Origin of the sequence: Kitasatospora fiedleri (assembly GCF_948472415.1) — a bacterium.
GTDB lineage: Bacteria > Actinomycetota > Actinomycetes > Streptomycetales > Streptomycetaceae > Kitasatospora > Kitasatospora fiedleri.
Map to the genome: position 1 here is coordinate 5,084,418 of NZ_OX419519.1, position 21,146 is coordinate 5,105,563.

The 21,146-nt window shown below is 72.9% G+C and carries 20 protein-coding genes and 2 riboswitches; of the genes, 16 read left to right on the plus strand and 4 right to left on the minus strand.

The window, feature by feature from the left end; genetic code table 11:
* Positions 1–70: 70 nt before the first annotated feature.
* The 3 genes from QMQ26_RS23410 to gcvT all read right to left on the minus strand — a co-directional run bounded on the left by QMQ26_RS23410 (position 71) and on the right by gcvT (position 2,899).
* Positions 71–1,339, minus strand: a complete 1,269-nt coding sequence (locus tag QMQ26_RS23410; protein WP_282202588.1) for a serine hydroxymethyltransferase — start codon at positions 1,337–1,339, stop codon at positions 71–73.
* Positions 1,340–1,355: 16 nt separating this feature from the next.
* The gene (gene gcvH / locus QMQ26_RS23415; protein ID WP_100836284.1) at positions 1,356–1,730 is read right to left on the minus strand and encodes a glycine cleavage system protein GcvH; all 375 of its coding nucleotides are present in this window, start codon (positions 1,728–1,730) and stop codon (positions 1,356–1,358) included.
* 104 nt (positions 1,731–1,834) lie between these two features.
* Positions 1,835–2,899: a glycine cleavage system aminomethyltransferase GcvT gene (gene gcvT / locus QMQ26_RS23420; protein ID WP_404814198.1), complete on the minus strand. Its 1,065-nt coding sequence runs from the start codon at positions 2,897–2,899 to the stop codon at positions 1,835–1,837.
* Positions 2,900–2,995: 96 nt separating this feature from the next.
* Positions 2,996–3,104, minus strand: a riboswitch (glycine riboswitch).
* Positions 3,105–3,209, minus strand: a riboswitch (glycine riboswitch).
* A gap of 159 nt (positions 3,210–3,368) precedes the next feature.
* Between gcvT and QMQ26_RS23425 the strand changes: the two genes are divergently transcribed.
* The 10 genes from QMQ26_RS23425 (at position 3,369) to QMQ26_RS23470 (ending at position 14,380) form a co-directional block, all read left to right on the plus strand.
* Positions 3,369–4,136: an enhanced serine sensitivity protein SseB gene (locus tag QMQ26_RS23425; RefSeq protein WP_282202590.1), complete on the plus strand. Its 768-nt coding sequence runs from the start codon at positions 3,369–3,371 to the stop codon at positions 4,134–4,136.
* Between the two features lie 116 nt (positions 4,137–4,252).
* On the plus strand, positions 4,253–5,077 hold the full coding sequence (locus QMQ26_RS23430; RefSeq protein ID WP_282202591.1) for an enhanced serine sensitivity protein SseB C-terminal domain-containing protein: 825 nt from the start codon (positions 4,253–4,255) through the stop codon (positions 5,075–5,077).
* A 588-nt stretch (positions 5,078–5,665) separates the two neighbouring features.
* Positions 5,666–6,664, plus strand: coding sequence for an ABC transporter permease (locus QMQ26_RS23435; RefSeq protein WP_282202592.1), 999 nt, complete (start codon positions 5,666–5,668; stop codon positions 6,662–6,664).
* Positions 6,665–6,692: 28 nt separating this feature from the next.
* Positions 6,693–8,462: an ABC transporter substrate-binding protein gene (locus QMQ26_RS23440; RefSeq protein WP_282202593.1), complete on the plus strand. Its 1,770-nt coding sequence runs from the start codon at positions 6,693–6,695 to the stop codon at positions 8,460–8,462.
* Positions 8,463–8,580: 118 nt separating this feature from the next.
* On the plus strand, positions 8,581–9,579 hold the full coding sequence (locus QMQ26_RS23445; protein WP_111556118.1) for an ABC transporter permease: 999 nt from the start codon (positions 8,581–8,583) through the stop codon (positions 9,577–9,579).
* Complete coding sequence (locus QMQ26_RS23450; RefSeq protein ID WP_100836277.1) at positions 9,576–10,622, plus strand: ABC transporter ATP-binding protein; 1,047 nt, start codon at positions 9,576–9,578, stop codon at positions 10,620–10,622. Before QMQ26_RS23445 ends, QMQ26_RS23450 begins: the two co-directional genes overlap by 4 nt.
* 28 nt (positions 10,623–10,650) lie before the next feature.
* A complete protein-coding gene (locus tag QMQ26_RS23455) occupies positions 10,651–11,700 on the plus strand; it encodes an ABC transporter ATP-binding protein (RefSeq protein WP_100836276.1) in 1,050 nt (349 codons plus the stop codon).
* Between the two features lie 113 nt (positions 11,701–11,813).
* Positions 11,814–12,725 carry a DUF6891 domain-containing protein gene (locus tag QMQ26_RS23460; RefSeq protein WP_282202594.1) on the plus strand — a complete coding sequence of 304 codons (912 nt, stop codon included), beginning with the start codon at positions 11,814–11,816 and terminating at the stop codon, positions 12,723–12,725.
* 170 nt (positions 12,726–12,895) lie between these two features.
* Positions 12,896–13,675, plus strand: a complete 780-nt coding sequence (locus tag QMQ26_RS23465) for a ferritin-like domain-containing protein (protein WP_282202595.1) — start codon at positions 12,896–12,898, stop codon at positions 13,673–13,675.
* Positions 13,676–13,720: 45 nt separating this feature from the next.
* Positions 13,721–14,380, plus strand: a complete 660-nt coding sequence (locus QMQ26_RS23470; protein WP_100836273.1) for a trimeric intracellular cation channel family protein — start codon at positions 13,721–13,723, stop codon at positions 14,378–14,380.
* On the opposite strand, the gene QMQ26_RS23475 is transcribed toward QMQ26_RS23470, so the two are convergent.
* Positions 14,316–15,137 carry an IclR family transcriptional regulator gene (locus QMQ26_RS23475; RefSeq protein ID WP_100836272.1) on the minus strand — a complete coding sequence of 274 codons (822 nt, stop codon included), beginning with the start codon at positions 15,135–15,137 and terminating at the stop codon, positions 14,316–14,318. The two genes, QMQ26_RS23470 and QMQ26_RS23475, sit on opposite strands and share 65 nt — an antisense overlap.
* 105 nt (positions 15,138–15,242) lie before the next feature.
* On the opposite strand from QMQ26_RS23475, the gene QMQ26_RS23480 reads away from it, so the two are divergent.
* From QMQ26_RS23480 to QMQ26_RS23505, 6 genes are all read left to right on the plus strand, one after another.
* The gene (locus tag QMQ26_RS23480; protein ID WP_282202596.1) at positions 15,243–16,424 is read left to right on the plus strand and encodes a cysteine desulfurase family protein; all 1,182 of its coding nucleotides are present in this window, start codon (positions 15,243–15,245) and stop codon (positions 16,422–16,424) included.
* Positions 16,425–16,553: 129 nt separating this feature from the next.
* The gene (locus QMQ26_RS23485; protein ID WP_100836270.1) at positions 16,554–17,045 is read left to right on the plus strand and encodes a MarR family winged helix-turn-helix transcriptional regulator; all 492 of its coding nucleotides are present in this window, start codon (positions 16,554–16,556) and stop codon (positions 17,043–17,045) included.
* Between the two features lie 153 nt (positions 17,046–17,198).
* Entirely contained in the window at positions 17,199–18,614 is a 1,416-nt protein-coding gene (locus QMQ26_RS23490) for an MFS transporter (RefSeq protein ID WP_282202597.1), read from the plus strand.
* Positions 18,615–18,656: 42 nt separating this feature from the next.
* Complete coding sequence (mnmA, locus tag QMQ26_RS23495) at positions 18,657–19,790, plus strand: tRNA 2-thiouridine(34) synthase MnmA (RefSeq protein WP_282202598.1); 1,134 nt, start codon at positions 18,657–18,659, stop codon at positions 19,788–19,790.
* A gap of 76 nt (positions 19,791–19,866) precedes the next feature.
* Positions 19,867–20,403, plus strand: a complete 537-nt coding sequence (locus QMQ26_RS23500; protein WP_100836266.1) for an LOG family protein — start codon at positions 19,867–19,869, stop codon at positions 20,401–20,403.
* Between the two features lie 11 nt (positions 20,404–20,414).
* Positions 20,415–21,104, plus strand: coding sequence for an SDR family oxidoreductase (locus QMQ26_RS23505; RefSeq protein WP_282202599.1), 690 nt, complete (start codon positions 20,415–20,417; stop codon positions 21,102–21,104).
* Positions 21,105–21,146 lie beyond the last annotated feature (42 nt).

A 21,146-nucleotide genomic window follows, 5' to 3' on the forward strand; every position in this document is an offset into this window, starting at 1 on the left:
CTCTCCAGTGTGCGTGGTGCCCCGGGAAGCCCGGGCGGGCCGCCGGTCGGGCGGCCCGCCGGGCGGGGTCCTACAGCTCCGGGTAGAGCGGGTGGGCGGCCGCGAGCGCGGTCACCCGGGCCTTGAGCGCCTCGGCCTTGGCCGCGTCGAAGCCGGGCTTGAGCGCCTCGGCGATGACGTCGGCGACCTCGCGGAAGTCCTCGGCGCCGAAGCCGCGGGTGGCCAGCGCCGGGGTGCCGATCCGCAGGCCGGAGGTGACCATCGGCGGGCGCGGGTCGTTCGGGACGGCGTTGCGGTTGACCGTGATGCCGACCTCGTGCAGGCGGTCCTCGGCGTCCTGGCCGTTGAGCTCGCTGTTGCGCAGGTCGACCAGGACCAGGTGCACGTCGGTGCCGCCGGAGAGGACGGAGACGCCGGAGGCGGTCACGTCGTCCTGGAGCAGGCGCTCGGCGAGGATCTTCGCGCCCTCCAGGGTGCGGCGCTGGCGCTCCTTGAACTCCTCGGAGGCCGCGACCTTGAACGCGACGGCCTTGGCGGCGATCACGTGCTCCAGCGGGCCGCCCTGCTGGCCGGGGAAGACCGCGGAGTTGATCTTCTTGGCGTGCTCGGCCTTGGAGAGGATGACGCCGCCGCGCGGGCCGCCCAGGGTCTTGTGGGTGGTGGTGGTGACCACGTCCGCGTACGGCACCGGGGAGGGGTGCAGTCCGGCGGCGACCAGGCCGGCGAAGTGCGCCATGTCGACCATCAGCAGGGCGCCGACCTCGTCCGCGACCCGGCGGAACTCGGCGAAGTCCAGCTGGCGGGGGTAGGCGGACCAGCCGGCGATGATCAGCTTGGGCCGGTGCTCCTTGGCGAGGCGCTCGACCTCGGCCATGTCGACCTGGCCGGACTTCTCGTCCACGTGGTAGGCGACCACGTTGTAGAGCTTGCCCGAGAAGTTGATCTTCATGCCGTGGGTCAGGTGGCCGCCGTGGGCCAGGTTCAGGCCCAGGATGGTGTCGCCCGGCTGGATCAGCGCGAACATCGCCGCGGCGTTCGCCTGCGCGCCGGAGTGCGGCTGCACGTTGGCGTGCTCGGCGCCGAACAGCTCCTTGATCCGGTCGATGGCGATCTGCTCGACCACGTCGACGTGCTCGCAGCCGCCGTAGTAGCGGCGGCCGGGGTAGCCCTCGGCGTACTTGTTGGTGAGCACCGAGCCCTGGGCCTCCATGACCGCCACCGGGGCGAAGTTCTCGGAGGCGATCATTTCCAGGGTGGTCTGCTGGCGGTGCAGCTCGGCGTCGACCGCGGCGGCGATCTCCGGGTCGAGCGCGTGCAGGGACTGGTTGAGAACCGTCATCAGGGGGGTCTCCCGGTCAGGCGCCGGTGAAGGCGGTGTAGCCGTCGGCGTCGAGCAGCTCGTCGGTCGCCTCGACCCGGACCTTGAACAGCCAACCGCCCTCGAAGGGCTCCGAGTTGACCAGGGCCGGCTCGTCGATGACCGCCTGGTTGACCTCGGTGACCTCGCCGGTGGCGGGGGAGTAGAGGTCGCTGACCGACTTGGTGGATTCGAGCTCGCCACAGGTCTCACCCGCGGTGACGGTGTCACCCACTGCGGGGAGCTGGACGTACACGATGTCGCCGAGGGCGTCGGCCGCGTGCGCGGTGATGCCGACCGTCGACACCCCGTCCACGGCGGCGGTCAGCCACTCGTGCTCCTTGGTGTACTGCAGGTGCGTGGGGTTGCTCATGGCGTCATTCTCCAGGATCGCGGGAGGGGCGGGCGCGGCCGTCCGCTGGGCGGACGAACCGGAAAAGGACTGGCTCGGGGAGGAGGCCGGGGGAGAGGCCGAGGTCAGCGGGCACGCCGGTAGAACGGCAGCGCGACCACCTCGACCGGCTCGGCCTTGCCGCGGACGTCCACCGCGACGGTGCCACCCGGCTCGGCGTGCGCGGCGTCCACGTACGCGATGGCGATCGGCTTGCCCAGGGTCGGGGACGGCGCGCCGGAGGTGATCCGGCCGATCACGGCGCCCTCGGCGTCCACCACCGCGTACTCGGCGCGCGGGACGCGCCTGCCCTCGGAGACCAGGCCGACCAGCTTGCGCGGCGGGGCGGACTCGGCCGCGGCGGCGGCCTCCTCCAGCGCCTTGCGGCCGACGAAGGCGCCGTCGTTGGTGGTCTTGTCGAAGCGGACCACCCGGCCCAGGCCGGCGTCGAACGGGGTCAGCTCGGTGGACAGCTCGTGCCCGTACAGCGGCATGCCGGCCTCCAGGCGCAGCGTGTCGCGGCAGGACAGGCCGCACGGGACCAGGCCCTCGGCGGTGCCCGCCTCGGTCAGCGCGGTCCACAGGTGCGCGGCGTCGGCCGGGGCGCAGAACACCTCGAAGCCGTCCTCGCCGGTGTAGCCGGTGCGGGCCAGCCAGACCTGGCGGCCGGCCACGGTGGCGGGCAGCAGGGCGTAGTACTTCAGGCCGGGCAGGTCGGCGTCGGTCAGCTTGGCCAGGATGCCGTTCGCCTCCGGGCCCTGGACGGCGAGCAGCGCGTAGGCGTCCCGGTCGTCGCGGACCACGGCGTCGAAGCCGGCCGCGCGCTCGGTCAGCGCGTCCAGCACCACCTGGGCGTTGGAGGCGTTGGCCACCACCAGGTACTCGTGCTCGGCGGTGCGGTAGACGATCAGGTCGTCCAGGATGCCGCCGTCCTCGCGGCAGATCATGGTGTAGCGGGCGCGCAGCACGCCGAGCGCGGAGATGAAGCCGACCAGGGCGTGGTCGAGCAGCTCGCCGGCCTGCGGGCCGGAGACGGTGATCTCGCCCATGTGCGAGAGGTCGAACAGGCCCGCCTTCGTGCGGACCGCGAGGTGCTCCTCGCGCTCGCTGCCGTAGCGCAGCGGCATGTCCCAGCCCGCGAAGTCGGTCATGGTGGCGCCGAGCGAGCGGTGCAGCGCGTCGAGCGCGGTCAGGCGGAGGGACACGACAGGACTCCCGGGATCTGGAAACGGGCAGGCTGGGGCGAATCTCCCCCATCTGTCGTCGAACCTGAGAGCTTCGCCGCCTCCTGAACAGGATGGCGGCTTGCACCGTGGGTGGGCGCACGGCGCGGCCGTGTCCACTTTCCAGATCTGCCTCGCCCGGGCGGTAGGGGTGCCTGAGAGATTCCGGGGAGGACTTGCTCCTTCGGCGCCGGTCGCGGCCTGTGCCAGGCCGTTCCGGCTCTCCCGCGCGGGTTCGAGCGGCCGGTATGAAGTTAGGGCGGGCCCATCATGGCATGCCGGGGGCGGGTCGCGGGAGAGGGGGCCGGAGCGGGCCCGGCGGACGGGGCCGCACCGGGCCGCCGCGCCGGGTCCGCGCGCCGCTAATCTGATCGCAACCGCGGATGTGGAGGGCGAGATGGGGTTCCCGCTGGACGGGGTGCTGGAGGGCGGGCCCTGGCCGGCCAACGAGCTGGAGCAGGTGCTGACGGCCGCGCTCGGCGACCCCGGGGCGACGCCCCGGGTGATCGAGGTGCTGGCCCGCAGCCAGGTGTGGATTCCGCTGCCGTCCGGCACCTCCCCGGACGCCGAGGCGCTGGACCTGCCGACGCTGGAGCTGGCCGGGGCGCCGTACGTCCCGGTGTACTCCTCGCAGGAGCAGTACCTCCGGCACTGCCCGGGCATCCCGTTCGCGATCGCCCCGATGTGGGAGTTCGCCCGCGGGCTGCCGCTGGGCATCGGCGTCGCGGTCAACCCGGAGGCGCCGGTGGGCATCCCGGTGCCGCCGGAGGGCGTCGGCGAGCTGCGGCGCGGGCCGCGCGGCGAGCAGTGGGAGGCGCAGGGGGTGACCGAGGGGGCCCGGGTGGCGCTCAAGGAGCCCGAGCCGCACCAGGAGCCGTTCGCCTTCCTGGCCGCCGCGACCGGCGAACTCGTCGCGCTGCCCGGCGTCCTGACGGCCCGTCGGGCGCTGGCCCGGGTGGAGGGCGAGCCGACCCTGCTGTACGTCGGCGTGCAGCTGGACCCGGCGGCCCCCGCCGACCCGGCCGAGGTGAACACCGCGCTGGGCCGGGCGCTCGGAACCGCGCCGCCCAGCTGGGGCGTCCACCTGGTGCTGCTCGACCTGGTCGCCGATCCGGTGGTGGACTGGATGCTGGGGCGGGTACAGCCCTTCTACGTGCGGCCGTGACGGCGGCCCCGGTCCGCCGCGCGGGGCACGGCGGCATGACGGCTGTCGGGTGCGCCCCATAGGGTTGCCCGGAACACCGGAGCACGGCGGAACGGACGAAGAGAGTAGGCGGCGACGTGACGGGAGCAGCCGGCGACCCGGGGGCGGTCGAACGCGCCCTCGCAGCGGTCGCGCCGGAGCGCTGGGAGGCGTACGAGGGGCTGCTGCGGGCCCTGGCCGGCGGGCAGGTCTGGATGCTGCTCTGGCACGGCAGCCCCGGCAGTCCGGACGCCCAGTACGGGAACATGGACGTCGGCGGCCACGGCTACGCGCCCGGCGCGACCTCCCCCGGGCAGCTCGCGGCCAGCGGCTGGACGCGCGCCCACGAGGTGGTCTCCGGGCTGGAGATCGCCGCCGCGCTGTACCGCTCGCGCTGGGGCCTGTGGCTCGACCCGCACCGCCCCGGCGGCGGCGTCGGCGTGCCCTGGGCCGACCTGCGGCGGATCGCGCTCGGCCTGGACCGGCTGCCGGCCGGGCCGCTGCGGATCTCCGAACCCCCGGTGCAGGGCTCGCCGTTCTTCGCCGTGCTGGAGCAGCAGGCGGGCGAGGTGCGGCCGCTGCGCTCGCTGCGCCGGGCCTGGGTGCAGCCGGTGCTGGGCGAGGGCTACCTGGCGATCGGGCTGGACCTGTACGACACCTCGCCGCCGTCCGTGGAGGCGGCCCGGGCGCTGGTGCAGCGGGCGGCCGCGCAGGCGCCGGAGGGGCCCGGGGTGTCCACCGTGGTGATGGCCGACGAGTTCGACCCGGTGGCGATGTGGATGTGGGCCAACGCCCGCCCGTTCTTCGACCGGCAGGGCGCCCAGCAGGCCGGGCCGACCGGCTTCGGTCACGCAGCGCAACCGTCGGCCGGGCCGGCCCAGGGGTGGCCGCAGGCTCCCTGGCCGGGCTATCCGGGCCGTTGAACCTACCCTGACGCCCCGTCGGAAAACCCCCGCCCCGACCTTTTGCCCGGTCGGCGGGGGTTTTTTACCGCTCCATGATCTACGCGCGCAACCCCGCGTGCCACCTGGCGTTTTCCCGCCACTGGCGGGGTGTCGTCAGTGTGCCCCTTGACGGACGCGTAACAGCTGTGTGAAGAGCGATATGCGTCGACAACGGAATTGCATGCCAACAGATCACAGTTAGGCATCCTTCGGCATGGGGGTCTTCCGCCGGGCACTTCCCATGACAGAGAGTGCTGCGCAATGCGGAGCGCGACTCGAACCCCACGAAGGTGAACGCGTCCCCGCCAGCGCATGAACCGCACGACGCGTTTCTCCGTGCGGCAGCACCGTGCACGTCGGAGGCCTCCTGACCCGGAGCGCCCCAGCTCGGCGGACCTCCGGCCGGAGGCGGCCGAGGGATGCCCGCACCACCAGCAACGCCCTGCTTGCTCAACGCACTTCTGCACCGCCGCATCGGCGCCCGGCACCACCGAAACCGCTCTGCACTTCCGCACCGCACGCGACTCCGTGGGCCGGCCACCGTCGGCGAGGGGAACGAACTGACTCATGACCACACCCACCGAGACCCCTGGTTCGGCGGCCGACGCACAGCCTGACGGCTCGTCAATCGCCGAGCCGCCCAAGAAGATCGAGGGACGATCACCCGGTCGCATCGCCTGGGAGCGCCTCAAGCGCGACAAGGTCGCCCTGGCCGGCGGCGCCGTGGTGATCCTGCTGATCCTCGCGGCCCTCCTGGCGCCGGTGCTCACCGCGCTGTTCGGGCACCCGGTCGACGAGCCGCACGCGGACCAGATCAACCCCGACCTGGGCCTGCCCAAGGGCGCCTTCGGCGGCATCAGCGGCGACTACCTGCTCGGTGTCGACCCGACCTTCGGCCGTGACGTGTTCTCCCGAATCCTCTACGGCGCCCGGATCTCGCTGCTGGTCGCGCTCGGCGCGGCGGCGGTGGCGATCGTCATCGGCGTGGTGCTGGGCATCATGGCCGGCTACTTCGGCGGCTGGGTGGACTCGGTCATCAGCCGGGTGATGGACGTCCTGCTGGCCTTCCCGCAGCTGCTGTTCAGCATCGCGCTGGTCTCGGTGATCCCCAACTCGGTGCTCGGACTGGGCGACACGACGGTGCGCGTCCTGGTGCTGATGACGGTGATCGGCTTCTTCGGCTGGCCGTACATCGGACGCATCGTCCGGGGCCAGGCGATGTCGCTGCGCGAACGCGAGTTCGTCGACGCCGCCCGCAGCCTCGGCGCCGGCCGCGCGCACATCCTGTTCCGCGAACTGCTGCCCAACCTGGTGGCGCCGATCCTGGTCTACACGACCCTGATCATCCCCACCAACATCCTGAACGAGGCGGCGCTCAGCTTCCTCGGGGCCGGCGTCCGGCCGCCCACCCCGTCCTGGGGCCAGATGCTCTCGGACGCGGTCGGGATCTACCAGGCCGATCCCACCTACATGGTGATCCCCGGTCTCGCCATCTTCATCACCGTGCTCGCCTTCAACCTCTTCGGTGACGGCCTGCGTGACGCTCTCGACCCCAAGGGCAACTGAGCCCGCAACTCTGGAGGATCTCCAACCCATGAAGCGAAACAGGACGCTCGCGGCCGCTGCCCTGGTGGCCGCCCTCGCCCTCACCACCGCGGCCTGCGGCGGCAGCAAGGGCGGCTCGGGCGGCGACAACGCGAGCAAGGGCGGTTCGGCGGGGTTCAACGCGGCGGCCGAGAAGGTGGTGAACCCGTCCGACAAGAAGGGCGGCACCCTCAACCTGTGGACCACCACCGACGTGGACTCGCTCGACCCCGGTCGCGCGTACTACGCCTCGGTGTGGAACTACGAGCGCTTCTACACCCGGACCCTGCTGGCCTTCGACGGCAAGCCGGGCAAGGACGGCCTGAACCTCGTCCCCGACCTGGCCACCGCCAAGCCGGAGATCTCCGCCGACGGCAAGACCTACACCTTCAAGCTGAAGTCCGGCCTGAAGTTCGAGGACGGCTCGGTCATCACCTCGAAGGACATCAAGTACGGCATCGAGCGCATCTTCGCGCAGGACGTCGTCTCCGGCGGCCCGACCTACCTGATCAACGAGCTGGACCAGGGCCAGGACTACAAGGGCCCCTACACCGACGCCGACCCGAACAAGCTCGGCCTCAAGACGGTGGAGACCCCGGACGACACCACCATCGTCTTCCACCTGGCCAAGCCGAACTCGGACTTCCCGTACCTGCTGGCCATGGGCTCCGCCGCCCCCGTCCCGCAGAAGCTGGACACCGGCTCCAAGTACGGCGACAAGCCGGTCTCCTCCGGCCCGTACAAGTTCAAGTCGGTCGAGCCGGGCAAGGGCTACGAGCTGGTCCGCAACGAGAACTGGGACGCCTCCACCGACCCGTTCCGCAAGGCGCTGCCGGACGTCGTCAAGCTGACCGTCACCACCAACGCCGACGACATGGACGCCCGCCTGCTGGCGAACACCGCCGACCTCGACTGGGCCCAGACCGGCCTGTCGCAGGCCGCCCAGGTCAAGGTGCTCCAGGACCCGGCCCTCAAGGCCAACACCGACGACCCGTACAACGGCTTCATCCGGTACGTCACGATGGCCCCGTCGGTCGCCCCGTTCGACAACATCCACTGCCGCAACGCGGTGCTGTACGCGGCCGACTCCACCGCCCTGCAGACCGCCCGCGGCGGCTCGGTGGCCGGTTCGCTGTTCGGCTCGATGCTGCCCCCGAACATCCTCGGCTCCGACGACTACGACCCGTTCGGCCTGACCAAGGGCAAGCCGAACCTGGACAAGGCCAAGGAGGAGCTGGCGGCCTGCGGCCAGCCCAACGGCTTCCACACCACCATCGCGGTGCGCGGCAACAAGCCGAAGGAGGTCAACTCCGCGGTGGCGCTGCAGACCGCCCTCAAGGCCGCCAACATCGACGTCACCGTCGACCAGTACGACGGCAAGCTGATCTCCTCGGTGATCGGCGCGCCCGACGTGGTCAAGTCCAAGGGCTACGGCCTGATCGTGATGGGCTGGGGCGCCGACTACCCGACCGGCTCCGGCTACCTGCAGCCGCTGGTCGACGGCCGCTTCATCGCCAGCAACGGCAACAACAACTACGCCGAGATCAACGACCCGGAGATCAACGGCTGGTTCGACCAGGCCGCGCAGGAGACCGACCCGGCCAAGGCCGCGGACCTCTACAAGAAGATCAACCACAAGGTGGTCGACGGCGCCTACTACCTGCCGATCGTCGCCGACAAGGCCCTGAACTGGCGCAACCCGCGCCTGACCAACGTCTACATCACCGACGCCTACGGCGAGGTCGACTTCCAGGCGCTCGGCGTCTCCGACGGCAAGTGACCTGACCTTCTCCTGAGTTCTCACCGCTAGTCCGAAGGGCAGGTGAAGGCCCTGCCGGGGCCGGCCGGGAGCTCCCCCACCGGGGAGACCCGGCCGGCCCGCGGCAGGGCCGACCGCAGTGCTCGTGTATCTCGTCAGGCGACTGCTCAACGTCGCCTTCATGCTGTTGGTGGTCGCCGCGGTGACCTTCGGCATCTTCTTCATGGTGCCGAAGCTCACCGGGACCGACCCCGCGATGCTCTACGTGGGCAAGATCGCGGACAAGGCGGCGGTCGAGGGCATCCGCCACAAGATGGGCCTCGACAAGTCGATCATCGAACAGTTCTGGCTCTTCCTGCGCGGGGTGTTCGCCGGCCGCGACTTCAACGCCGGCACCGACCTGACCCACTGCGCTGCCCCCTGCCTGGGCTACTCGTTCAAGACCGAGCAGGAGGTCTGGCCGCTCCTGCTCAACCGGGTCGGCGTCGACATCTCGCTCGCGGTCGGGGCCTCCGTGCTCTGGCTGGTGTTCGGCACCGCCACCGGCATCATCTCCGCGCTGCGCCGCGGCACCGCGCTGGACCGCGTCACCATGACCGTCGCGCTGGCCGGCGTCTCGCTGCCGATGTACTTCACCGGCCTGGTCGCGCTCGCGGTGTTCGTCAACCAGCTCGGCTGGTTCCCCAACAACTACACCGACTTCGCGGACGACCCGGTCTCCTGGTTCCAGGGGCTGGTGCTGCCCTGGGTGACCCTGGCGTTCCTGTTCGCCGCGACCTACGCCCGGCTCAGTCGGGCCACCCTGCTGGACGTCCTCGGCGAGGACTACATCCGCACCGCGCGGGCCAAGGGCCTCCGGGAGCCGGTGGTCATCGGCAAGCACGCCATGCGCTCCACGCTGACCCCGATCCTGACCATCTTCGGCATGGACCTCGGCGGCCTGCTCGGCGGCGCGGTGCTCACCGAGAAGACCTTCAACCTGCGCGGGCTCGGCTACGAGGCGGTCACCTCGATCCAGTCCAGCGACCTCCCGGTGATCATGGGCGTGACCCTGTTCGCCGCGTTCTTCATCATCATGGCCAACCTCGCGGTTGACCTGCTGTACGCCGTCGTCGACCCCCGGGTGAGGCTGACATGAGCAACACCGACAAGCCTTTCCTGTCCGTCCGCGACCTGAAAGTGCACTTCCCCACCGACGACGGACTGGTCAAGTCCGTCAACGGGCTCAGCTTCGACCTGGAGCGCGGCAAGACGCTCGGCATCGTCGGCGAGTCCGGCTCCGGGAAGTCCGTCACCTCGCTGTCGATCATGGGCCTGCACCGCACCGGCACCAAGCGCGGCGCCCCGCGGATCACCGGCGAGATCTGGCTCGACGGCGAGGAGCTGGTCGCGGCCGGCCCCGAGCGGGTGCGCAAGCTGCGCGGCCAGAAGATGGCGATGATCTTCCAGGACCCGCTGACCGCGATGCACCCCTACTACACGGTCGGCGCCCAGATCGTCGAGGGCTACCGGGCCCACCACCCCGGCGCCTCCAAGAAGGAGGCCCGCACCCGGGCGGTCGAGATGCTCGACCGGGTCGGCATCCCGCAGCCCGACAAGCGGGTCGACAACTACCCGCACGAGTTCTCCGGCGGCATGCGCCAGCGCGCCATGATCGCGATGGCGCTGGTCAACGACCCCTCGCTGCTGATCGCCGACGAGCCGACCACCGCCCTCGACGTCACCGTCCAGGCGCAGATCCTCGACCTGATCCGCGACCTGCAGAAGGAGTTCGGCTCGGCGGTCGTCATCATCACCCACGACCTGGGCGTGGTCGCCGAACTCGCCGACGACATCCTGGTCATGTACGGCGGCAAGCCCGTCGAGCGCGGCCCCGCCGCCACCATCTTCGAATCCCCCGAGCACCCCTACACCTGGGGCCTGCTCGGCTCGATGCCCCGCCTCGACCGGGAGCTCCAGGACCGGCTGATCCCGGTCAAGGGCACCCCGCCGAGCCTGATCAACGTGCCGTCCGGCTGCGCGTTCCACCCGCGCTGCCCGTACGCCGAGCTCACCGGCGGCCGCTCGTTCACCGAGGTGCCCGTGCTGGCCGAGGCCGCGCCCCGGCACCACGCCGCCTGCCACCTGCCGATCGCCGAACGCCACCGGATCTTCACCGAAGAGATCGCGCCCCGGCTGTGAGCACGTACCACCCATTTGGAGAGCAGCGATGACGGACAGTCAGGCGGCGGTGCCGCAGCTCGCGAAGGTGCCCGCCCAGGCGCCCGGGCCCGACCGCGAACCCCTGCTGAGGGTCACCGGACTGACCCGGCACTTCCCGGTCACCAAGGGCCTGCTGAAGCGCCAGGTCGGCGCGGTGCGGGCGGTCGACGGCATCGACTTCGCGGTCAACGCGGGCGAGACGCTCGGCGTGGTCGGCGAGTCCGGCTGCGGCAAGTCCACCATGGGACGCCTGGTCACCCGGCTCGACGAACCCACCGGCGGGACGATCGAGTTCGAGGGCGCCGACATCACCCACCTGGGCGTCGCGGCGATGCGGCCGTACCGGCGCGACATCCAGATGATCTTCCAGGACCCGTACTCCTCGCTGAACCCCCGGCACACCATCGGCACCATCGTCGGCGCGCCCTTCCACCTCCAGAAGGTCAAGACCGAGCACGGCGTCAAGCGGGCCGTCCAGGACCTGCTGGAGCTCTGCGGCCTCAGCCCCGAGCACTACAACCGCTACCCGCACGAGTTCTCCGGCGGCCAGCGCCAGCGCATCGGCATCGCCCGCGCCCTGGCCCTGCGCCCGAAGATGATCGTGGCCGACGAGCCGGTCTCCGCGCTGGACGTCTCGATCCAGGCCCAGGTGGTCAACCTGCTGGACGACCTCCAGAAGGAGCTCGGCCTCACCTACCTGATCATCGCGCACGACCTCTCGGTCGTCCGGCACGTCTCCGACCGGGTCGCCGTCATGTACCTCGGCAAGGTGGTGGAGATCGCCGACCGGGACGCCCTGTACTCCCGGCCGATGCACCCCTACACCAACGCCCTGATGTCCGCGGTGCCGGTGCCCGACCCGCGCCGCAAGGAGCGCCGCGAGCGCATCCTGCTCACCGGCGACGTCCCCTCCCCGCTCAACCCGCCCTCCGGCTGCCGCTTCCGCACCCGCTGCTGGAAGGCCCAGGACGTCTGCGCGAGCGAGGAACCGCCGCTGGCCGCGGTGGCGACCGGGCACCAGGTGGCCTGCCACTTCCCGGAGAACGCGGCCGAGTAGCGCCGCGCGACACCTCCGGACCACGGGGTCCGCCCGGGAGCGCCGACGCTCCCCCGGGCGGACCCCGCGGCCGTGCCCGGGCCCTGACGGTGGCGGGTGGCAGGGTGGGGGCCATGCTGGAGATCGCGGTCAGGGACCAGGACGACGTGGTACGGGTGCGGGTGTCGGAGGACGAACTCGCCGACCTGGTGGAGGACATGGCGCACTGGCCGGGCGCCTTCCTGGTCCTCCAGCGCGTCCCCGACCTGCCGGACACCTACGCCCAGACCTGCCCGGAGGACGAGGCGCTGACGGTCGAGTACCGGGACGGCGCGCAGTCGCGGCACTACCGGACGCGGGTGGCCGGGCCGGAGCGGGTCGCCGAGCTGCTCATCGGCTGGGCCCGGCAGGACGCCGACTGGGCGGCGGGCGAGCAGTGGGAGCGGATCGACTTCGGGCCCGACCCGGAGCCCGCGCCGCTGGAGCTGTCCGAGCAGGACGAGGAGATCCTGGTCGCCGAGGTGCGGCGGCTGCTGGTCGGCGGGTACGCGACGCTGGACCAGGCGGCCGAGGCGGCGGAGGAGTTCCTGGTCGACCGGGAGCACCGGCCGGTGAGCAAGGCCCAGGCCAGGCAGCTGGCCGACCGGATGTGGCGGGAGCGGGTCGCCGAGCAGCGCGCCTGGACGGGCGAGACCGACCCGGAGCGGCTGACCCGGGCGTTCGCGGCCCTGGAGGCGGCCGGGATCACCGCCCGGGAGGACTTCACCTGCTGCCGCACCTGCGGCAACGCCGAGATCGGCGCCGAGAACCCGCGGGCCCGGGGCTTCGCCTACTTCCACTCCCAGGGCACCGCGGCGGTGGCCGACGGCGGCGACCTGACGCTGTACTACGGCGGCTTCGACGACTCCCCGGAGACCACCGCCGCCGTCGGCCGGGAGGTCGTCGCGGCGGTCCGGGCGGTCGGCCTGCGGACCGACTGGGACGGCGACCCGGGGCGGGCGATCCGGGTGACCGGCCTGGACTGGCGGCGCCGGCTGGTCGGCTAGGCCCCGTCCGGCGTCGCGCGCCCGGCAGGACCGGTCGGGCCGGGCCCGGCCCCCCGCAGGGCAGGCTGTCCTTCGTCCGGCGCAGCACCCGGCCGGAGCTGTTGCCGGGGGCGGGTGCGGTGCCTTGACTGGAGCGGAACGTCCCGGCTCCCGTGCGAGGGTAGGTCACCATGCTGTCGGCCCGCAGTCTGTTCCAGGAGATCCACGACGACGACCAGGCGTTCCGGCTGTTCTGCTCGATCGCCGCGAAGGGCGAGGACCAGGGCGGCTGGGAGAACGGCCGGATCGCCCGGCTGGTGCCCGACCCGGAGCTGGCGCCGAAGGTGGCCCGGCACGGCGCGGACGAGGACAAGCACGGGCGGATCTTCAAGGCGCTGATGCACAAGCGCGGCCTGACCGAGCGGGACGTCCCGGACGACACCGACTACACGATGATCCTGGAGCGGCAGGGCATCGGCCTGGCGCACGCCCGGCTGCGCCGGGACGAGCCGCTGACCGAGCAGGACGTCATCACGTACCTGGCGCACAGCCGGGTGACCGAGCAGCGCGCCGCCGAGCAGATGCTGATGCTGAAGCGGATCTTCGGCGACCACCCGGAGCTGGGCCGGGCGGTGCGGATGATCTCCCACGACGAGGACAACCACCTGGCGTTCTGCCACGAGGAACTGCTGCGGCTGGCGTACCAGGGGCACGGGCGGGCGATCCTGGACACCCTGCAGTCCACCGCCCGGGCGGAGATCCGCACCTACCGGGACGTCAGCCTGGCCGTGATGGCGCACCTGGGGGAGCTGCTGCGCTGGCCGCGGGCGAAGTCGGTGGCGCTGGCGGCCGGCATCCACGCGGTGTACGGGTACGAACGGGCGGGCGGCTGGCGGCGGATGACCACGCTGCGGATGCCGGCCCGGCTGAACGCGCTGGGCGGGCCCGCGCCGCACGAGCAGTTCGCCTGACCGCCCGGGGGCCGGCCGCGGGGGGACGGCGTGCAGACTGACCAGGTGACGTCCGAGATCTTCCCGCACACCGTCCAGCAGGTCCTCGACCTGGTGGGCATCTTCGTGTTCGCGCTGTCCGGCGGCCTGATGGCCGTCCGCAAGAACATGGACATCTTCGGCATCTGCGTGCTGGCCGAGGCGACCGCGCTGGGCGGCGGCGTCCTGCGGGACCTGGTGATCGGGGCGCTGCCGGTGGCCGCGTTCACCAGCTTCGGGTACTTCCCGACCCCGCTGGTGGCCGGGGTGGTGGTGTTCTTCCTGCACCCCGAGGTGGAGCGGATCAACCGGGCGGTGATGGTGCTGGACGCCGCGGGCCTGGGCCTGTTCTGCGTCACCGGCACCATCAAGGCGCACGCCTACGGGCTCGGCGCGGTCGCCTCGGTGGCCTGCGGCATGCTGACCGCCGCGGGCGGCGGCGTGATCCGCGACCTGCTGGCGATGGAGCCGCCCTCGCTGCTGCGCTGGGACCGCGAGATCTACGCCGTCCCGGCGCTGGTCGGCTCCGCCGTGGTGGCGGTGCTGATCGGGATCGGGCGGCTGACCCCGCTGAACGCCTCGCTGGCCGCGGTGGTCGCGTTCACCATGCGGATGCTGGCGCTCAGGTACGGCTGGCGCGCACCGCGTGCTTGGCACCGCAACGGTTCTCGCACCAGCGAGGAGTAGGCGAGCCGCCGTACGCCAGCGAGATCGCCTCCACCGTGCACAGCAGCTCCGGCAGCAGCTTGCTCAGCTCGGTCACCGAGGCGATCCGGACCGGCGCGGAGATCGAGCAGGCGGCGATGGCGGTGCCCTCGGTGCCGGCGATCGGGGCGGCGATGCAGTTCACCGACTCCTGGTACTCGGCCTGGTCCACCGCCCAGCCGCGGCGGCGCACCTCGGACAGCTCGGCCCGGAACTCCTCCGGGCCGCGGATCGACTGCGGGGTGCGGGCCGGGAAGTCCACCTCGGCCAGGAACGCGGCCAGCTTCTCGGCCGGCAGGTCGGCCAGCAGCACCTTGCCCGCCGCGGTGGCCACCGCGGGCGCCCGCCGACCGATCCGGCTGGCCTCGCCGAGCCAGCTGCGGCCGTGGTCCGGGTACCTGGCCTCGACCTTGTCGAGGTACAGCACCTCGTCCTCCTCCAGCACCGACAGGTGCACGGTGTGCCCGTAGCGCTCGTTGAGCACCGCCAGGTACGGGGCGGCGACCTGCCGGATGTCGATGCCCTCCAGCGCCTGGTGGGCGAGCGCGAACAGCCGGCCGCCGAGGCGGTAGCGCTGGTCGGACTGCCGGTGCACGAAACCGTGCTCCTGCAGGGTGCGCAGCAGCCGCAGCGCGGTGGACTTGTGCACGCCGATCTTCGCGGCGGCCTGCTCCAGCGACGCCGGGCCCTCACCGAGCGACGCCAGGATGGTCAGCGCGCGGTCGACCGTCTGGGACAACGGCCTCTCCCCTCTCACAGCATCGTGGCCGGAAGGGTAACGGCGCGTTGCAGAGGGTGCAATGGCCAAATCGTGACTCTGCGGCCGCCTACACTGGTTCCCGCTATGGCTTACCTCGACCACGCCGCCACCACCCCGATGCTGCCCGAGTCGGTCGCCGCGATGACGGCGCAGTTCGGTGCCGTCGGCAACGCCTCCTCGCTGCACGCCGCCGGGCGGCGCGCCCGCCGGGTGGTCGAGGAGTCCCGGGAGTCGCTCGGCGAGTCGCTGGGCGCCCGCCCCAGCGAGATCGTGTTCACCGGGGGCGGCACCGAGTCCGACAACCTGGCGGTCAAGGGCCTCTACTGGGCCCGGCGGGACGCCGACCCGGCCCGCCGCCGGGTGCTCAGCAGCCCGGTCGAGCACCACGCGGTGCTGGACGCGGTGCACTGGCTGGCCGAGCACGAGGGCGCCGAGGTCGAGTACCTGCCGGTCGACGCGCTCGGCCGGGTGCACCCCGAGGCGCTGCGGGAGGCGATCGAGCGGGCCCCGGAGACGGTCGCGCTGGTCACCGTGATGTGGGCCAACAACGAGGTCGGCACCGTCCAGCCGATCCGCGAACTCGCCGCCGTCGCCGCCGAGTTCGAGGTGCCGATGCACTCCGACGCGGTGCAGGCGCTGGGCCAGGTGCCGGTCTCCTTCGCGGACTCCGGGCTGACCGCGCTCACCGTCACCGGCCACAAGGTCGGCGGCCCGTACGGGGTCGGCGCGCTGCTGCTGGCCCGCTCCGCCAAGCCCGTTCCGCTGCTGCACGGCGGCGGCCAGGAGCGCGACGTCCGCTCCGGCACGCTGGACGTGCCCGGCGCCGCCGGGTTCGCGGTGGCCGCCGGGCTGGCCGTCGAGCGGCAGCCCGGGTCCGCGGCCGTGATCGGCGCGCTGCGCGACGAGCTGCTGGCCGTGGTCCGCTCGGCCGCGCCGGACGCGGTGCTCAACGGCGACCCGGGCGCGGACGGGCGGCTGCCCGCCAACGCGCACTTCTCCTTCCCCGGCTGCGAGGGCGACGCGCTGCTGATGCTGCTGGACGCGGCCGGCGTGGAGTGCTCCACCGGCTCGGCCTGCTCGGCCGGCGTCCCGCAGCCCAGCCACGTGCTGCTGGCGATGGGCGTCGACCCGGACCTGGCCCGCGCCTCGCTGCGCTTCTCGCTCGGGCACACCTCCACCGCCGCGGACGTGGCGGCGCTGGCCGCCGCGCTGCCCGGCGCGGTGGAGCGGGCCCGGCGGGCCGGGCTGGTGCGGGCCGCGCGCTGAGCGTGCCGCCTGCTGAGCGTGCCGCCTGCCGGGCGCGCCGCCTGCCGGGTGCGCCACCTGCCGGGCGCGCTGCCCGGGCGGGATTCCGTTTGCGACGGAACCTTCTGCTTCGGGACGTACGCTGGGGGCATGAACGCACCCCTGCCCGAGCGCACCGTCCGTGACCTCACCGGGCTGCTGGCCCAGGCCGCGCACGCCATGAACACCCGCCTGTCGCTGGCCCTGGCCGAGATCGACAGCTCCCCGCGCAAGCACTGCGTGCTGCTGCACGCCATGGAGGCCGAGCGCACCCAGTCGCAGCTGGCCGCGATCGCCGGGCTGGACAAGACCACCATGGTGGTCACCGCCGACGAGCTGGAGCGGGACGGCCTGGCCGAGCGCCACCCGTCCGCGACCGACCGGCGGGTGAAGGTCATCCGGGTCACCCCCGCGGGCGCGGAGCTGGTGCGGCGCGGCGAGGTGATCGTCGACCGGGTGCACGGGGAGGCGCTGGGCGAGCTGTCGGCGGGGGAGCGGCAGGTGTTCGTGGACGCGCTGGACCGGCTCCAGCAGGCGGCGGAGTTCCCGATGGTCGGCGAGGGCGGCGTGGTGCGCCGGCCGCGGCGGTCCCGCCAGGGGTAGGTCGGGGGCGGGCCGGGGGAGGCCGGGGAGGCCGGGGCCGGGGGAGTCGGCCGCAGAGCACGTTCCGTTCTGTATCGTCTATTACGAAACCATCTGCTACGGTCTCTCTTATCGGGGGAGCGCGCCCGCGCGTCCCCGGGAGGGAGAAGACCCATGTCCGAGAACTCGTCCCGCGCCCGCTGGCTGGCCCTCGCGGTGGTGTGCGCCGGGATGCTGATGGTGATCCTGGACGGGTCGATCACCACCGTCGCGCTGCCCGCCATCCAGGCCGACCTGCACCTCGGACCGGCCGGACTGGCCTGGGTGGTGGACGCCTACGTGGTCGCCTTCGGCGGACTGCTGCTGCTCGCCGGACGGCTCGGCGACCTGCTCGGCCGCCGCCGCACCTACCTCGCCGGGATCGCCGGCTTCACCGCCGCCTCCGTGCTGTGCGGCCTCGCGGCGAACCCCGGGACACTGATCGCCGCCCGCTTCCTGCAGGGCGCCGGCGGGGCGCTGGCCTCCGCCGTCGGCCTCGGCATGGTGGTCGCGCTCTTCCCCGACCCCGCCGAGCGGGCCAAGGCGTTCGGCGCGGTCGGCTTCACCGGCGCGACCGGCGCCTCGATCGGCCAGGTGCTCGGCGGCGTCCTCACCCAGGGCCTCGGCTGGCACTGGATCTTCTTCATCAACCTGCCGATCGGCGCCGCCGCCCTGCTCGCGGGCCTGCGCCTGCTGGCCGACGACCGCGGCCCCGGCCTGCGGGCGGGCGCCGACGCCCCCGGCGCCGTCCTGGTCACCGGCGGACTGATGCTCGGCGTCTACACCATCGTCGAGGGCGGCCCGGCCGGCTGGACCTCCGCCCGCACCCTGGCCACCGGCGCCGCCGCACTCGTCCTGCTCGCCGCCTTTCTGCTCCGGCAGACCCGCGCCGCGACCCCGCTGCTCCCGCTGCGAATTCTCGCCCGGCGCACCACCGCGCTCGCCAACCTGATCCAACTCCTCATGCTGGCCGCGCTGTTCGGCTTCCAGATCCTGCTCGCCCTGTACCTCCAGCAGGTCCAGCACTACGGCGCCCTGGCCACCGGACTGGCCATGCTGCCCGCCGCCCTCACCATCGGCACGGTCTCCCTGCTGCTCGCCGCCCGCACCATCGCCCGGATCGGCGAACGCCGCACCCTGCTGCTCGGCCTGGCCCTGCTCACCGTCGGCATCGGCCTGCTCACCCGGCTCCCGGCCGGCCGCCTCGACTACGCCGCCGACGTCCTGCCCACCCTGCTCAGCGCGGCCGGGTTCGGCCTCGCCACCACCGCCCTCACCGCCCTCGGCATGGCCGCCGCCGGCCCCGCCGACGCCGGACTGCTCTCCGGCCTGCTCACCACCACCCAGCAGGTCGGCGCCGCGCTCGGCGTCGCCGTCCTCAGCGCACTGGCCGCCGGCCGGGGCGTCGGCGGGTTCCACCTGGCCTTCGGCACCGGCGCCGGGCTCCTGCTCGCCGCCCTGCTGCTGGCCCTCGCGCTGCCCCGGCACCGCCGTCCGGCCGCCCCCGCCGGACCGGCCGCCGCCGAGCCGCCCGCCCTGGTCCGGCACTGACCGTCGAGGGCGCCGGGCACCCCCGTTACGCTTGGAGGCACCATGACTGACTTCCCCGGCGCCCCGACCACCCCGTCCACCGGCCGCCTGCGCGTGCTCGCCGCGATGTCCGGCGGCGTCGACTCCGCCGTCGCCGCCGCCCGGGCCGTCGAAGCCGGCCACGAGGTGACCGGCGTCCACCTGGCGCTCGCCAGCAACCCGCAGTCCTTCCGCACCGGCGCCCGCGGCTGCTGCACCCTGGAGGACTCCCGGGACGCCCGCCGCGCCGCCGACGTGATCGGCATCCCGTTCTACGTCTGGGACTTGGCCGAGCGCTTCCGCGAGGACGTGATCGAGGACTTCGTCGCCGAGTACGCCGCCGGGCGCACCCCCAACCCGTGCCTGCGCTGCAACGAGAAGATCAAGTTCGCCGCGCTGCTCGACAAGGCGGTCGCGCTCGGCTTCGACGCCGTCTGCACCGGCCACTACGCCCGGATCGTCGACCACCCCGACGGCACCCGCGAACTGCACCGCGCCGTCGACGCCGCCAAGGACCAGTCCTACGTGCTCGGCGTGCTCGACGCCGACCAGCTCGCCCACTCGCTCTTCCCGCTCGGCGACACCACCAAGGACGTCATCCGCGAAGAGGCCGAACGGCGCGGCCTCGCCGTCGCCAAGAAGCCCGACAGCCACGACATCTGCTTCATCACCGACGGCGACACCCAGGGTTTCCTCGCCGAGCGCCTCGGCACCGCCCCCGGCGACATCCTCGACACCGACGGGACCAAGCTCGGCGAGCACGACGGCGCCTACGGCTTCACCATCGGTCAGCGCAAGGGCCTGCGCCTGGGCCGCCCCGCCGCCGACGGCAAGCCCCGCTACGTCCTCGACATCTCCCCGGTGAACAACACCGTCACCGTCGGCCCCGCCGGCGGCCTCGACGTCCACGCCCTCACCGCCATCCGCCCCCGCTGGTGCGGCACCCCGGCCACCGGCGAGGGCCGCTACACCGCCCAGTTGCGGGCGCACGGCGAGGAGGTGCCCGTCACCGCCGCGCTGAGCGACGACCAGCTGCACGTCCGGCTCGACACCCCGGCCCGCGGCATCGCGCCCGGCCAGGCCGTGGTCCTCTATGACGGCACCCGGGTGGTCGGCTCGGCCACCATCGCGAGCACCGAACGCGCCGTCGCGGTCTGACGTCCGGGCGGGCCCGGGCCCGGCGGGTTATCGGTTTGACCCGGGCGGGCCGGGCGGTGATAGGACTGGGAGCACTATGAACATCACGGTCTTCTGCTCCGCCAACTCCCTCGACGCCAAGTACACCGACCCGGCGGCCGAGTTCGCCCGGCTGCTCGGGGAGGCCGGGCACACGCTGGTGTGGGGCGGGTCGCACGCCGGGCTGATGGGGCAGCTCGCGGACGGGGTCAAGGAGGCCGGCGGGCGGCTGGTGGGGATCTCGGTGGAGTTCCTGCGGCACAAGGCGTACGAGGGGGCGGACGAGCTGGTGACCATGCCGGACCTGCCGACCCGGAAGGCCGAGCTGCTGGCCCACGGGGACGCGCTGGTGGTGCTGGTCGGCGGGATCGGCACGCTGGACGAGATCACCGAGGTGCTGGAGCTCAAGAAGCACGGCCTGCACGACAAGCCGGTGGTCGTCCTGGACACCGAGGGCTTCTACACCGGCCTGCGCCTCCAGCTGGAGCGGATGGACGCCGAGGGCTTCCTGCCCCGCCCGCTCGCCGAGCTGGTGGCCTTCGCCCGGACGCCCGCCGAGGCGCTCGCCCACCTGTCCGCCCACCAGCCCCAGTAAGGAAGACCACCATGGGTGTCCACCTGATCACCGGAGCCGGTTCCGGCATCGGCGCCGCCGTCACCGACCGGCTCGCCGCCCGCGGCGAGGAGCTGTGGCTGCTCGCCCGGGACGCCCGCCGCGCCGCCCAGCTGCGCGAGCGCTTCCCGGACGCGAAGACCCTGGTCGGTGACCTGGACGACCCGGCCAAGCTGTCCTGGGCGTTCGGCCACCAGGCGCTGCCGGTGGAGCTCGACTCGCTGCTGCACGTCGCGGGCGTGGTCGAGCTCGGCACGATCGGGGAGACCCCGGTCAAGGCGTGGCAGCACCAGCTCAACGTCAACGCGGTCGCGCCCGCCGAACTCACCCGCCTGCTGCTGCCCTCGCTCCGGCAGGCCCGCGGCCACGTGGTGTTCGTCAACTCCGGCGCCGGCCTGCGCGCCGACGCCACCTGGGGCTCGTACGCGGCCAGCAAGTTCGCGGTCCGCGCGCTGGCGGACGCGCTGCGGCAGGAGGAGCACGCCAACGGCGTCCGGGTGACCACCGTCTACCCCGGGCGGACCGCCACCCCGATGCAGGTGAAGGTGCACCAGCAGGAGGGCAAGGAGTACGACCCGGACCGCTGGATCGCGCCGGACTCGGTCGCCACCGCCGTCCTCACCGCGCTCGACCTGCCGCGCGACGCGGAGATCACCGAGATCACCGTCCGCCCCGGCCAGTAGGCGGCACCGGGGGCGCGGTGCCGTTTCCCGCGCCCCCGCCGC